Origin of the sequence: Streptomyces sp. AC550_RSS872 (assembly GCF_019049285.1) — a bacterium.
Lineage (GTDB): Bacteria > Actinomycetota > Actinomycetes > Streptomycetales > Streptomycetaceae > Streptomyces.
On the sequence record NZ_JAGMUL010000029.1, the window covers coordinates 52,271 to 66,539 of the forward strand.

The window sequence follows — 14,269 nt, forward strand, 5'->3', positions numbered from 1 at the left end:
GGGCGTGGCGGAGTCAGGGCCCGCCCGCCGCCCGCTGCTGCCGCAGCACCGCTACCCTCCGGTAGAGCTCGACCGCCTCCGCCTCCCGCCCGAGCTGCTGGAGACAGTGGGCCTCGTCGTTGCGGCTGGCGAGGGTGTCGGGGTGGTCGGCACCGAGGACGCGTTCGCGGGCGTCGGCGACTCTGCGGTACTCGGTGAGCGCGTCCGGCCAGCGGCCGAGCCAGCCGAGGCTCACGGCGACCTCGCGGCGGCTGACCAGGGTGTCCGGGTGGTCGGGGCCCAGCACGCGCTCGCGGATCGCGCACACGTCACGGGACTCGGCGAGGGCCTCCTCCCAGCGGCCGAGGCGGCCGAGGTTGACGCCGAGGCCGTGGCGGGCGCGGAGGGTCTCGGGGTGGGCGGAGCCGTGGACGCGGGTGCGGTCGTCGATCAGGTCACGGTAGAGCTGGAGCGCCTCCGCGCTGCGGCCGAGCCGGCCGAGGCTGATGCCGACCTCGTAGCGAGCGGCGAGCGTGTCGGAGTGGTCCGGGCCGAGGGCCTGGGCGCGCGCGTCGGCGACCTCACGGTAGGTTTGCAGGGCCTCGGCCCAGCGCCCCAACTGACCCTGGGCGTAGGCGACTTCGTAGCGGGTGACCAGGGTGTCGGGGTGATGAGGGCCAAGGACGCGGGCGCGGGCGGCGGCGACCTCGTCGGCCATCCGGTACGAGTCCTCCAGGCGGCCGAGTCTGCTGAGGTTGAAGGCTAGGTTGTGGCGGCAGCGCAGGGTGTCGGGGTGGTCGGCGCCCATCGCGCGTTCCCGTGCCGTCAGGACGGACGTGTAGACCTGGTGCGCGTCGAAGTGGCGGCCCAACTGGCCGAGGACGTACGCCATTTCCTGCCGGGCGGCGAGCGTGTCGGGGTGGTCGGGGCCGAGGGCCAGGCTGCGGGCGCGGGCGACGTGTTTGTACTCGCGCAGGGCGTCGGCGGCGCGGCCGGTGCGGCTGAGGGTGAAGGCGAGTTCGTAGCGGCTGGCGAGGGTGTCCGGGTGGTCGGGGCCGAGGAGGTGCTCGCGCTCGGCGGCGACCGCGCGGTGCACCTCGCCCGCCTCGGTCCAGCGGCCGAGCCGGCCCAGGCTCAGCCCTGCGTTGTGCCGCCCGGCCAGCGCGGTGAGTGTCGCCGCGGAGGGGGCGGGGGGTCCGTCGGGGGCGGCGGTCTCCTCGGGCCGGCCGGTGGTGGGCCGTGGTATCCACTCGCCGGTGAGGCCGGCCGCGGCGTCCGGCGGTGTGGTGCGCAGTCCGGCGCCGGTGGCCTTGTGGCCGGTGGTCATGCCGCGGGTCCAGGACGGCAGCCGGGGCGTGCGGGCCACGGGCACCGGGGGCCTGAGGTCGGGCTGCGGGGTCACCACGGTCGGCACGTACGCCGGTGTCGTGCGGCCCAGGCTGATGCGACGGCCCAACTCGCGCCCGTCGTGCGGGCGTTCCTCGGGGCGTTTGGCGAGCAGGTCGAGGATGACCTGCTCCAAGTACTCGGGCAGCTCGGCACGGTGGCTGCGCGGCGGGCGGGGCGGGGTGTCGCGGTGGCCGACGAGGATCGCCCAGGGGTCGTCGAGGTCGAACGGCGGTACCCCGGTGGCGATCTCGTACAGCACACAGCCCAGCGAGTACAGGTCGCTGCGCTGGTCCACCTCGTCCCCGCCGATCTGCTCCGGCGACATGTAGTGCGGGGTGCCCATCGCGATGCCCGTGCCGGTCAGCCGGGAGGTGAAGCCGATGTCGTGGGCGAGGCGGGCTATGCCGAAGTCGCAGATCTTCACCGTGCCGTCGGCGAGCCGCATGATGTTCGCGGGCTTCAGGTCGCGGTGGACGATGCCCTGCTGGTGGGTGTAGGCGAGGGCGGCGGCGACCTGGTCGGCGATCTCGACGACGTCCGGGACGGGCAGCGGATGGTGCTTGTTGTCCTCCAGGAGCTGGCTGAGGTTGTGGCCCTGGAGCAGCTCCATGACCAGGAACAGGATTCCCTCGGACTCCCCGAAGTCGTGGACGACGGTCACACCACGGTGCTGGAGCGCCGCGGCCACCCGGGCCTCGCGGCGAAACCGCTCCCGCAGGACACGCGTGAAGGAGTGGTCGTGCTGCGGTCCCAGCGGCTTGAGGCACTTCACGGCGACATGCCGGCCCAGCGACTCGTCGCGCGCACGCCACACCTCGCCCATACCGCCGCGCCCGATCAGGTCCAGAAGCCGGTACCGGCCCTGGATCAGCCTGCTGTCCCCCATCTCCCGCGCTCGCCCCCCGTTGTGGTCCGCCCCGCCCTCCCGGCTCGTCCAGTATGGCGAGCTATCGTCCGAGTTTGTACGGTGCCGGGCGGGAGCCGGGGCCGAGCCTGGCCATGGCGCGCAGGATGTGTTTGGGCGGGAGTTGCCAGCGCAGACGTGCGGGAACACAGCGCAGCAGGGTGCCTGTGGCACGCAACTGGCGGGTGACGGTGGCGGGTTTCGGGGCCGGTCTGCCGTACAGCTCGTGGGCGTACGGCGGCAGTGCGGCGTATGCCAGGTGCGCCACGCGCCGCCAGAGCACCTCGCGCGCCGGGACGAGCAGGGGGTGCGTCGGTGGGCGGAGCAGGAAGTCGTCCACCGCGCGTGCCTCGGGTCCGCAGGCGAGCTCGGGGCGCACCTTCTCGAAGTACGCCGCCATCTCGTCCTGGTTCGCCGGTACGGCGTCCGGATCCAGGCCCACCAGGCGGGCGCTGACCCGGTGTTCGCCGATGTAGCGGTCGGCCTGCGCGTCGGTGAGACGGAAGCCGGAGCGGCGTGCGACCTGAAGGTAGGAGTCGATCTCGGCGCAGTGCACCCACAGCAGCAGTTCGGGTTCGTCGACGCCGTAACGCTCCCCGGTGTCCGGGTCGGTGGCGCTCAGCATGCTGTGGATCTTCCGCACGCGCGCGCCCGCCTTCTCGGCGGCCTCGGTGGTGCCGTACGAGATCGTCCCCACGAAGTCGGCGGTGCGCAGGAGGCGGCCCCAGGCGTCGTGCCGGAAGTCGCTGTTCTGCGTGACGCCGCGTACGGCACGCGGATGGAGGGCCTGGAAGTAGAGCGCTCGGATTCCGGCGACCCACATCATGGGGTCGCCGTGCATCTGCCAGGTCACGGAGTGCGGGGTGAACAGCCCGGGATCGCCCATGCCCGCAGGTGTGACCACAGCTGCCAGGTGTCTCTTCAGCATTGGTTTGACCTGCGCTTTTGCCAAGCATCCTCAGTAGCACGGGGAGCAGCCTGCCGAGGGTTCCTGGCACATTGGTACAGATCCATGGCCGCCTCCTTCGGTAACCCGCAAGCGCACATCCCCAACCACGACGTCACCCCGGTTCCTTCCCAGAGTGCCGCTGGATGATTCCCTTGAGACCGTGCCCTCGGACCGACGCAGCCGCTGAGGTGAGCTGACTCAGCTCGTTACGTCTCCTTGAGACCTCAAGGGCCCGTTGTACTGACCGCTGGCCACGTCGCTCGCGCCCCGAGGCGATGAGACGCGTTACGAAGATCCAAGGTCCCTTAAGTTGATCTTCGTTACCATCCGATCCTGTCGAGGCCGAGGCGCTGAAGGTTCGACTCGACGATCTGCACCGGGCGAAGATCCGGCTCGCTGACGAGGTGCTCGTTGTGAATGTGCGCCTGAGTTCCCCGTCGCGCCGCTCCCCGCGGGCGGTGCCCCCGGTCCTGCGGAGTGCGTCGACGGCCCTCCGTCCCCCTCAAGGGTGAACAGCGAGGAAGTCTCAGAATTCATGAGCTTCTATCCGGCAGCCTGAGATTCCGCTCGGTATGGCGAAGTTGAGAGGGCGGGATGTCGCTCGCTGTCGTTGCACCAATCCGATCTCGACCGCTGTTGGAGTCGCCGCAGAACATAGCGGACTTTCGAGCAGGACCTGCTGTCTGAGTTGGTGCTCGCCTGGGCTGCGGCCGGGATCGCCGACGAGACGATCTCCGGCGACGTTGATGCGCTGATGGAGGTGCGCGGCTGGTGTGGCCGTCCGCTCTGGGAGCTGATCCCTACTGACCTCGACCGGTTCTTCGGCGAGGACCAGCGACGGCTGGCCACGCTGACGAAGGTCCGCAAGGCGCAGTCCCTGGCGACGTACTTCGAGTTCCTGGAGGTGCGGCATCAGGCCGATATCCACGCTGCGACTGGCGTGCTGGTGCAGTGCCCGGTCGATGAGATCAATCGCCCACGAGGCAAGACCAACTTGCGGGTGCGGATCCCGCCGCCGGCCGCGGACGTCGATCGGCTCTTCGCCGGATGGCGCGACGATCTACATTCGGCTCGGAAGTACGCGCCGTGTTTCCGTAATTACACCGCATGCCGCCTGGCCAGCCTCATTGGCCTGCGGGTCTCGGAACTGTGCCTGCTCGAAGTCCACGACATCCGCTGGGACCTGGGCACCTTCGGCAAGGTGCTGCTGCGCGGCAAGGGCAGCCGCGGTCAGAAGAAGGAGCGCCTGGTCCCGCTCATCAACGGTTCTCGTGAACTCCTCGAATGGTGGCTCCAGGGCCCGCGGTGGGAGTTCGACGGGCACCTCGATGAGCCCGGTGCACCGCTGTTTCCCTCCGAGCGCCGCGATCCCGGTGGCCGCTGCCAGCGCGTGAGCACCAGCGCGATTCGGCGCGATGGTGGAGGCAGTGGAGCGCCACCTGCCTCGCTGGTCCGGCCGTGCTGCTCCGCACGCGCTCCGGCGCTTCGCCGCGTCCGATCTGTACGCACAGGGCATGAACGTCGTCGCTATCCAGAAGCTGCTCGGTCATCGCTGGATCAACACCACGATGATCTACGTGCACGTCAACAAGACCCACATCGAGAACGCCTGAACTCCCGCCAGCCAGCGGCCCGCGTCTCGCTTCACCGGATAGCCCAGGACAGGAGCCGTCATGAAGTGGAACCTGCGGCTGGCCGCCGCGCAGCGCGACATCTGGGAATCCTCGCAGCTGCACTCGATGCTCGCCGACGCGGGCCTGACGATCAGCGCGGGGAAGATGTCCAATCTGTGGTCCGGGCAGCCGGTCACCATCCGTCTGGACGACCTCGACATCATCTGCGAGGTCCTGGGCTGCCAACCCAACGACCTTCTGGCCCCGGAGCCCGAGAAGGCCCTCGCTCGGCGTCCCGCAAGCACTTCCGCCCCGGCGGCGGTCGCGGGCGAGCACCCTAGGATCGAACGTCGGGCCGGTCGGCCGGAACCACCGCTGTGAACCTGCGGCCCCGGCCGTGCAAGCAGTGCGGCGACAAGGTCGCGGACTGGCCGGACCGCGCGGTTGCTCGCAGGACCTGACCGTCTTGCGGTGGCTTCGGCCGCCGCCCACCCCGCACCCCCTGCGCAGGCATCCCGTGGACACACGGACGCACTCCAACGATGCAGCGCTGGCACAACCTGATGAACCCTCACATCCACGACTTGGCAGCGGGCTCAGCCCGTTGTGCGTCGGATCGCTACGCCCGGGCGGGGTCGGCCGCTGACTCCTCGGCCGACGACAACTCCCGGCGCCGGAAAGTGCCCGCGGCCAGAGTCAACGGGGCGATCAACAACACGAGCACCGCGACAGCGCCGAGCGCGACCGGCAGGCTGGTCAGCTCGGCGATGCCGCCCACCATCGGAGGGCCTAGCAAGAACCCGCTGTAGGCAATGGTGGTCGCGAACGCGACCTCGCGCTCACCACCGCCCCCATCGGCCCGTCGCCCGGCCGCGCCACTCAACTCCATGACGACGGGAGACGCGTACGCCAAACCGACACCAGCGACAGCGAAGCCGGCGAAGGTGAGAGCCGGCGACGGCGCCATGACCGCGGTGACCAGCCCCAGCCCACCGATCACCGCACCCCCGATGAGCATCCGTGGTGCGCCCCAACGACGCTGAATCGCCTCACCGCACAAGCGGGTGCACGCCATCGTGATCGAGAAGAACGAGTAGATCAGAGCGCCGGTCGCCTCACTGAGACCGCGTTCCTGCACCCCGAACAGCGCCGACCAGTCCGCGGTCGCTCCTTCGGCTATCGAGGCGCACAGTGCCACGCCGCCGAGCAGCCAAAGCACCGGTCGCCTGGACGGCGCCAACCCGGCGTGCCCGCTCTTTGCGGGCACCCTGAGGAGTTCCTCGACGGGAATCCAGCGGGCGATACCGACGGTGACGCCGCCGCAGATCACAGCGACGATGACGAAATGGCGGCTCGGCGCCAGTCCCTGTGCGGCCGCGACCGCGGCGCCGACCGAACCAGCCAGCGTGCCGAAACTGAAGGCCGCGTGGAACAACGGCATGATCGCCCGGCCGGTCCGCCGGGTCGCTGTCACGCCGGCCACGTTCATCGCCACGTCCATCACGCCGACCATCGCGCCGAGTGCGATCAGCAGCAGGCCGAGCGTCGCGGGCGACCTCGCAAGTCCCAGAGCCGGAAGCATTGCGGACCCGGCAACGCCGGACACCGTCATCGCGACGCGAGCGCCGAACGCCGCGCACAGCCGACCGGCGAGAAGCGAAGCGGCGATCATACCTACGCTGGCACCGAGCAGGGACAGCCCCAGCGCACCCTCGTCCGCACCGATCTGCGCGGCCAGCGCCGGCACCCGAGGGGCCCACGAGCCAAGCAGTGCGCCGTTGAGGACGAACGCACCGAGTACGGCGACGATTCCCGGGTTCCGCCCGCCGGCTCGGTCCGGATGGGTTCCAGTCATTGTCAACTCCGTCCCGGCCCGTTCCTCGTCGAGCCATGATCGGCCCGGCACCGTGGCACACCTGCGGAGATCTGAGTGGATCACGCCGATGGAACCGAGCGTATGTGCGCCGGAACACCCGTCAACCTCGTCGACAAGTTCGCGCCAAGAAGATGGCCGATTCATCAAGTACGCGCAGAACCAGCCGACACCCCGTCAAAATCTTTACAAGAAACGAGGAGATGTCGCCCCCAACGGATCCCTCCGAGGAGTAGCAATGGTCGAGCGAAACCAGCCCCTGGATCTGACCGAATCCCGACTGTTACTCGAAAGGGCAGTTCGCGTCGACGCCACCCAGGCCTACTCCGGCTATGTACTCGACCGCGACCGCCTGGTGGACGGTGAATACCCGCTGTACGGAGAGCGAGCATCCGGTGCGTACGTATGGGATGTCGACGGGAATCGGTATCTGGACTTCATTCTGGCCTACGGCACCATCATCCTCGGACACGCCGATCCGGTGGTGTCCGAGGCGGTCATCCGCGAGATCCGCGACGGGTTCGCCATAACCCTCCGAAAGAAAGTCCAGGTGGAACTCGCCGAGTTGCTCATCTCGGTGGTACCGCACGCCGATCGTGTGTTCCTGCTCAAGAGCGGCTCGGACGCCACGAGCGCGGCGGTGCGGCTGAGCCGAGCGCACACCGGACGCGAGCGGGTGATTCGCTGGGGATACAACGGCTGGCACGACTGGTGCGCAAACCGTCCGGCGGGCGTGCCCCAGTCCGCCCAGCAGACGGTCAGCACGTTCAAGTACAACGACCTGGCCAGTCTGGAGCAGGAATTCCGCCGCTATCCCGGCGAGGTCGCCTGCCTGCTGATGATGCCGTTCGAGGAGGAACCCCCTTCCGACGGCTTTCTCGCCGCGGCCGCCGATCTGGCTCGGCAACACGGCACCCTGTTCGTGCTCGACGAGATGCGCTCTGGTTTCCGGGTCTCGCTGGGCGGCGCGCAAGAGCGGTACGGGGTACAGGCGGACATCGTGACCTTCAGCAAAGCGATGGCCAACGGATATCCCATATCGGCGGTCGTGGGTCGCGAGGAAGTCATGCGCGCCGTTGGCGAAGTGCACATCGGGTCGACCTTCCACGTGAACGGTGCGGAAATGGCCGGTGCCGTCGCGACGATCACTCAACTTCGTGATTCCGACGCGTTGAAACGTATCGAGGAGTTGGGTGCGATCTTGCAGCGCGGCCTGGCCGAGCAGATTGCCCGATCCGCACTCGACGCCCAAGTGCTGGGAGTGCCGCAAATGCCCTTCATGCGTTTTCGGTACACCGACGACGCTGCGCAACGAAGGATTCAGGACGCCTTCTACACCGAAACCACACGTTGTGGGGTCTTGTTCCACCCCAACCACCACTGGTACATCAGTGCCGCGATGACCCATGACGACATCGATGCCGCTCTCGACGCCACCGCACAAGGATTCCGGGCGGCGGAGATCGCCGCAAGCCGCGATTGAGGACGTGTCGAAGAGGTGCGTCTGCGATGAGGCATCGGTCAGCGGTCAGCGGTCAGCGGTCAGCGGTCAGCCTATTTGTCCTGTTCGACCTCAGTGAGCCCTGGTCAGGCCCGCCGGGAGTCGCCCCGCCGACCACCGGCGGATGCTTGCGCGATGACGGTTTCGTGCTCGGCGTGACCACCGGACGACGCCCTGCGGCTGGCTGGAAGATGTGAAGACTCACCTACGGCGGCGCCTTCACTGGTGCGCCGATCGAGAGGTACGTGGCCGGCAAAGAGCTCTCGGGCAGGGCGTCGCACAGTAGGGCCGAGCGCGCGTGCTTATTCTCTGCGAGAGGCAGATGCCGCTCAAACCGGACCCGGACGACGGGTTGCACGGCTTGAGGGAAGCGGTCCCCGACCTGCTGGTGCCTCCAGAGGACCAGGGGCCCTTCCTTCCCCGGCCAACCCGCCTGCACTCACCGGGGGGGCAACCATCCGACCGCGCCGCACGGCGGGACCAGCGGCAACGCCGTCCTGCTCAACTCACGACAGTGCTACGTCGTGCACCAGAGCGCGCCACAGGCCCACTGACCGGACTACCTCACACTCCGCTCCCCTGTCCGAGGCCGAGATCATCGCCTCCGAAACCATTGCCCCGCGCCCGCAGGCGTACATCGCCGGGAAGCACTCCTGTCAACCACCGTCATCGAAGTGCCCTTCACTCCCAGCACCAGAGGAGCTCCACCATGCAGCTTGAGACCACATGGAACCTCGCCACCTACGACATATCGGACGGCACTGTCCTGGGACTCGAACCACTTCGCTGGCTCAGCGTGGGCAAGATCGCGGTCGTGTGCTTACGCGGGCTGCTAGAGGCTGGGGAGTTGGACGCAGCCCGCCGACAGGCCCATGAACTACTGGGCCGCACCTCGGCCGTGAACCACACCAACGGTTCCCAGACCACCGTCGGCCCTTCCCTGACCGCCCACCTCCACGATCCGCACACGTACTTCGACATCGCCACCCGCGCCAACGAGCGCATGGCCCGTGCAGGTTTCGACCTACCGGCCCGCGTCCGCGCCGCGCTGTGCCGGACATTCGGGCTCGCCGCCCTGGAACCGGCGAGCGGGCCCGACGGCCGACCGTACGGCGAGGCTGTCATCCGGCTGCACACCGACGGCGTGCGAAACCCCCTGCACAACGACCACATCGCCCGCGACGCGACGGGCACGGCCTGGACCGTGGCCGACGTGGTGGGCCAACTCAGCTGCGTCGTCTCCCTCCAGGAGTGCGACTGGGGCGGCGAACTGGTCACCTACCGGAAACCGTGGGAACCGGGCGACGAGCGGTGGAAGGTCCCGGGCGGTCCGGGCTACCACAGCGAGGTCGTCGCCACCGCCCCGCGGCAAGTCTTCCAGCCGCAGACACAAGACGTCTATCTCATCAATCCGACCTACTACCACGAGATCGAAAAGCCTCACGGTCCCACGCGAACCACGCTGGGCTTCTTCATCGGCTTCACGGACGACACCCTTCACCGCGCCGTGGCGTGGGGATGACGTGGGGCACACTTCGGCCCTGGTATTTTCCGGTGGCGCGATGGCGCCCCCCACAGCGTCCTCGAGCAGGGTCATCGCCAACGACAGGCCGATCGAGCTTCCCGACCGAGCCGGGATACCGCTTGCCCATGGCGCTCCCGTCCTTGCGGCAGCTGTTCGCGGACGGTCAGGCTGGCCTAGTACTGCAACGGTGCATGTCGTGACTGCTGGCCAGGACGGTCATTGGTCTGGTCACCTGCGTCGGCTTCCTGCGCCGGGCCGCAGCCTTCTTCGCCACGTCCGGCATCGACCGCATCAAGCCGGTGATGACCGACAACGCCCGGCCCTACCGCAAGAGCTTCGCCTGGCAACAGGCCCTGGCGACCCCGGCGCGGCCGGCGAACTCACCCCCGCCTACCGGCCACAGACCGACGGCAAAGTCGAACGCTTCAACCGCACCCTGCTCGACGAATGGGCCTACCAACGGCCCTACACAAGCAACACTGAACCCACCGACGCCCTGACAGACTTCCTGCACACCTACAACCACCACCGCTGCCACACCCGTACTCGGCGGCCGGCCACCCATCACCCGCGTCAACAACCCTGCGGGGCAATACACCTAGGGCCTGTCTGATGTCGTGATCAATCTTGCCGATCCGGGTCCGTGGGGCAGGCGGAACTGGTAGGAAGACGCTTGTGACGCGCGGCAACTAACCGATGAGCAGTGGAAGTTGACCGAGCCGTTGCTGCCGATAGGCGAGTACGGCCCCGTACCCCGAGCGGCTCAGGGATCAGTTCGAGGTAGTGATCTGGCGGTTCAGGACAGGCGCGCAGTGGCGTGTGATTCGGGTGAGTTCGGGGGCCCTGGCCGACCGTCTACGGGCGCTTCCGGGTCTGGCACAACGCCGGTGTCTTCTCCGCCCTGCTGGAGGGCCTGATCGCCGAAGCCGCCCGCCGGGGCGAGACAGACTTATCTCTGGTCAGCGCGGACTCCACGACGGGCCGTGCTCACCGCGACGCCGCCGGGATGATCGTCGGCAAAGACGTCATGGAGGCTCTCGAGTAAGCCGCCGAGCAGGAACAGGCCCGGCAAAAAAAAGGGGTGACGAGGCGGAACAGAACGGTCAGGACGGCGAGGGTGAGCCCGAGCGGGCCGAACGCCGACGCGTCCGCCGCCGACGCAGGATCCGGCTGAAGCAAGCCCTGCCCGTAAGCTCCTGCGGCGATCCGACCAGCAAGATTCACCTCGCTGCCGACCGCAAGCGCCGCCCTCTGTCGTTCGTCCTGACAGCCGGGCAGGCCGCAGACGGCCCTCAGTTCGTTCACGTCCTGAAGAAGATCCGCGTCCGTCTACCGGTCGGCCGGCCCCGCACCCGTCCGGACGGGGTCGCCGCACGACAAGGCCTACTCCTCCCGCGCCAATCGCTCCCACCTGCGAAAACGTCGCATCCGAGCGATCACCCCGGAGAAGAAGGACCAGGCCGCCAACTGCAAGAAGAAGGGCAGCCGGGCGGCTGTCCCGTCACCTTCGATGCCGATCTCTACCGTGACCGCAACACCGTCAAGCGACTGATCAACCGGCTGAAGGACTGGCGCGACATGGCCACCCGCTTCGACAAGAAGGACATGCCGGCCCTGTCTCCGGGGGGTGCCCCTATGCCCTTCGTCAAGCGAGTCGGGGGCTCCTCGGTTCGTGGAAGGTTCCGTCGCGGAGCATGGCGAACAGGACGCTGATGCGGTGGCGGGCGAGGCGGAGGAGGGCCTGGGTGTGGGTTTTGCCGCGGGCTCGGCAGCGGTCGTAGTAGGTCCGGGAGGCGGGATCGTGGAGGGCTGCGAATGCGGAGAGGAACATCGCTCGTTTCAGCTGCCGGTTGCCGCCTCTGGGGGGGGCGTGCTCGCCATGGATTGACGTGCCGGACTCCCGGGTTGCCGGGGCGAGGCCGGCGTAGGAGGCCAGGTGGGCGGCGGTGGGAAAGCTGCTGCCGTCGCCGACGGTGGCCAGGAGGACTGCGGCGGTCCTGACTCCGATGCCGGGCATCGAGGTCAGGACCTGGGAAAGAGGGTGGGCCTCCAGCAGTGCCTCGATCCGGGTTTCCAGGGCCCGGCGTTGTTCGTGAACGGCGGCCGGCGACTTCGCCAGCGACGGGACGATCACGTCGAGGGTGCCGGTGCCCGGGACGACGACGGTCTGCTCGTCGAGTGCGGTGAAGATGTCGTCGACCAGCCGCTCGGCCATGCGCGGCGCTCGGGGCCGGACGACCTCGACCAGCTTGCGGCGGCCCGCTTTGCGGAGTGCTTGCGGGGATCTGTAGCGCTCGAGGAGCCAGGTCACTGCCGGATGGTCCAGGCGCGGGCCGAGGACGCGCCCCTACGCCATGTCGAAGGCCGGCGTCGAGCAGTTCGGCCGCGCCCTGCGCGCCGAACTCGGCATCCACGGCGCCAGCGCCGGGGTGCTCTACCCCGGCTGGGTCCACACGCCCATCGCTGGAGCAGCCTTCGGAAGCAACGACACCACCACCCGCATGCGCGAGATCGCCTTCCCGTCCCTGCTCGGCAAGGCCATCGCCCCCACGCGCGTCGCGGACGCCGTCGTCCGCGGCATCGAGAACCGCTCGGCCCGTGTCATGGTCCCCCGCAGGTGGGTACCGTTTTCGGCCCTGCGCGGCGTCCTTAACCCCGTCACCGATCTCATCGCCGAACGCCACCCCGAACTGCGCCGACTCCTGCGCCGACTCGAGGAATCCGCCGGCCCCACAGGCAAGTCCCCGCAGACCGACTCACCTAGGTAGGCTGTCATGCCCCGTTACGACCTGGCCGGGCGCACCGTCGTCCTCACTGGCTCCACCGGCGGCCTGGGCGCCGCCCTCGCCCGGGCCCTGCGCGGGCGCGGCGCCAACCTCGCGCTGCTCGACCTCAGCCTCGCGGCCACCACGGCCCAAGCCCAGGACCTGGGAGACGAAACGGTCGCCCGTGGCTGGCACGCCGATGTACGCGACCTCGTCGGCCTGCAGCAAGCCATGGACGAGGCCGCCACGCACTTCGGGCGCCTCGACATCGTCATCGCAGGCGCCGGGATCGACACCATGGCCCCGATGGCGACCATCGACCCGTCGGCCTACGAACGTGTCATCGACGTCAACCTCAACGGGGTCTGGCGCACCTTCCGCGCGGCTCTGCCCCACGTCGAGGCCCAACGCGGCTATCTCCTCGCGATCTCCTCCATGGCCGCCTTCGTGCACTCGCCGCTCCAGATCTCCTACACCGCGAGCAAGGCCGGCGTGTGGGCGATGTGCGACAGCCTTCGCCTGGAGGTTCGCCACCTGGGTGTCGGTGTCGGCAGCGCCCACCCCACGTTCTTCCGCACTCCGATGATGGACGACGTGACCGCGGACCCGGCCGGGCACGCCCTCTGGGGAGGCAACTCCAAGGGGTTGTGGAAGATGGTGCCGCTGGAGAAGGTCATCGCCGGTATCGTCCGCGGCATCGAGCGCCGTGCGGACCGCGTCGTCGTCCCCAGGTCCCTCACCCTGACCGCGAACGCTCCCGGTCTGTTCCGGCCGATACTCGAACGTGTCGGTTTCCGCCCTCAGACGGTCCAGCGCGCCCTCGGCCTCGCCTCGGCGTCGGGCTGGCACGACTCGGCGGTGCATGAGCGCCACCAGGCCGGTTCCCGCTGAATTCCGGGCTGAAGAAAGCGGCCCAGGGGGTCCGGCCGTTCGAGCACCTCGTAAAGTAGCGGAGACCATGACAAGCAAGGTCACACGCACGACACGTCGGGCCGCCGCAACCCGTGCGGCCATCGTCGACGCCGCCGAGGAGCTGCTGGCCTCCGGGGGCCCCGCCGCGGTCACCTTGGAGGGCATCGCCGAACGCGCGGATGTCGCCGTGCAGACGGTGTACAACCGGGTGGGCGGCCGCGCGGCCGTTCTCATCGCGGTTGCCGAGCGGGCACTCGAGGACAACCGGACCTACATGGACGACGCCTACGCTGCCCCGGGCACCCCGGTGGAACGCATCAGGGCCGCCTCGGCCGCGTACGTCCGCTTCGCCGCCGAGCGCCCACACCAGTTCCGCCTGCTGGCCGAGCCGCCGGACGAACCCGCGGCCCTGGAACGGGTCGCCGCGCTCGTCGACGAGCAGAACGCCAAACTCGCCGCCGCCCTGGCCGACGGGGTGGCCGACGGCTCGCTCGCCGCCGACCTCGACCCCGTCACCACCGCCACCGCGTTGTGGGCCGCCATGAACGGCGTTCTCGGCCTCTCCTGGCGCGCGGACCGACTCCGCGCTGACGCCTCCCATTTGACGGAACTCGTCGCAGCTGTGGAAAGGGTGGTTCTCCGCGGACTGCTCGCCCGCTGAAGTCCGTCCGGGGCCGCGCCCTCCATGAACCGGATCCGAAGAGACGGCGGCCTTCTCGCCCGCTGCCGGTCACCCCTGTCATCGTCCTTTGCCAGAACACGCCGTCCGCCGTCGTCGTCCCGGTCATCTGCAGCGGGTTGCACAGCAGACCGAGGCTCAGGAAACGTGCAGACCACGGGCGATTACGGGCACGGGGCG

General features: G+C 68.9%; 10 protein-coding genes and 3 pseudogenes. 9 read left to right on the forward strand and 4 right to left on the reverse strand.

The genetic code is table 11. From position 1 onward, the window contains the following. Positions 1-13 precede the first annotated feature (13 nt). Entirely contained in the window at positions 14-2,254 is a 2,241-nt protein-coding gene (locus KUM44_RS15290; RefSeq protein WP_217208420.1) for a tetratricopeptide repeat protein, read from the reverse strand. Positions 2,255-2,315: 61 nt separating this feature from the next. Further along, the gene (locus tag KUM44_RS15295; RefSeq protein ID WP_217208460.1) at positions 2,316-3,158 is read right to left on the reverse strand and encodes an oxygenase MpaB family protein; all 843 of its coding nucleotides are present in this window, start codon (positions 3,156-3,158) and stop codon (positions 2,316-2,318) included. Between the two features lie 1,490 nt (positions 3,159-4,648). Here KUM44_RS15295 and KUM44_RS45385 point away from each other — a divergent pair. Both KUM44_RS45385 and KUM44_RS15305 read left to right on the forward strand, forming a co-directional pair. Then, positions 4,649-4,834, forward strand: a complete 186-nt coding sequence (locus KUM44_RS45385; protein WP_308402617.1) for a tyrosine-type recombinase/integrase — start codon at positions 4,649-4,651, stop codon at positions 4,832-4,834. A 60-nt stretch (positions 4,835-4,894) separates the two neighbouring features. Then, positions 4,895-5,215, forward strand: coding sequence for a helix-turn-helix transcriptional regulator (locus tag KUM44_RS15305; RefSeq protein ID WP_217208421.1), 321 nt, complete (start codon positions 4,895-4,897; stop codon positions 5,213-5,215). A 238-nt stretch (positions 5,216-5,453) separates the two neighbouring features. Here KUM44_RS15305 and KUM44_RS15310 read toward each other — a convergent pair whose 3' ends face one another. Continuing rightward, entirely contained in the window at positions 5,454-6,854 is a 1,401-nt protein-coding gene (locus KUM44_RS15310) for an MFS transporter (RefSeq protein ID WP_308402618.1), read from the reverse strand. Positions 6,855-6,945: 91 nt separating this feature from the next. Between KUM44_RS15310 and KUM44_RS15315 the strand changes: the two genes are divergently transcribed. From KUM44_RS15315 to KUM44_RS45390, 4 genes and pseudogenes are all read left to right on the forward strand, one after another. Continuing rightward, positions 6,946-8,190 (forward strand): aspartate aminotransferase family protein, encoded by a 1,245-nt coding sequence (locus tag KUM44_RS15315; RefSeq protein WP_217208423.1) that lies wholly within the window; start codon positions 6,946-6,948, stop codon positions 8,188-8,190. Positions 8,191-8,917: 727 nt separating this feature from the next. Further along, on the forward strand, positions 8,918-9,730 hold the full coding sequence (locus tag KUM44_RS15320; RefSeq protein WP_217208424.1) for a hypothetical protein: 813 nt from the start codon (positions 8,918-8,920) through the stop codon (positions 9,728-9,730). 233 nt (positions 9,731-9,963) lie between these two features. Next, positions 9,964-10,335 (forward strand): annotated as a pseudogene (locus tag KUM44_RS15325) (integrase core domain-containing protein); the annotation flags it as partial. A gap of 108 nt (positions 10,336-10,443) precedes the next feature. After that, positions 10,444-11,332 (forward strand): annotated as a pseudogene (locus KUM44_RS45390) (transposase); the annotation flags it as partial. A gap of 46 nt (positions 11,333-11,378) precedes the next feature. On the opposite strand, the pseudogene KUM44_RS15335 reads toward KUM44_RS45390, so the two are convergent. Continuing rightward, positions 11,379-12,077: pseudogene (locus tag KUM44_RS15335) on the reverse strand (transposase); the annotation flags it as partial. Positions 12,078-12,087: 10 nt separating this feature from the next. Here KUM44_RS15335 and KUM44_RS15340 point away from each other — a divergent pair. The 3 genes from KUM44_RS15340 (at position 12,088) to KUM44_RS15350 (ending at position 14,071) form a co-directional block, all read left to right on the forward strand. Further along, positions 12,088-12,501: a hypothetical protein gene (locus tag KUM44_RS15340; RefSeq protein ID WP_217208426.1), complete on the forward strand. Its 414-nt coding sequence runs from the start codon at positions 12,088-12,090 to the stop codon at positions 12,499-12,501. 6 nt (positions 12,502-12,507) lie between these two features. Further along, positions 12,508-13,389, forward strand: a complete 882-nt coding sequence (locus KUM44_RS15345) for an SDR family NAD(P)-dependent oxidoreductase (RefSeq protein ID WP_217208427.1) — start codon at positions 12,508-12,510, stop codon at positions 13,387-13,389. Between the two features lie 67 nt (positions 13,390-13,456). Then, on the forward strand, positions 13,457-14,071 hold the full coding sequence (locus tag KUM44_RS15350; protein WP_217208428.1) for a TetR/AcrR family transcriptional regulator: 615 nt from the start codon (positions 13,457-13,459) through the stop codon (positions 14,069-14,071). Positions 14,072-14,269 lie beyond the last annotated feature (198 nt).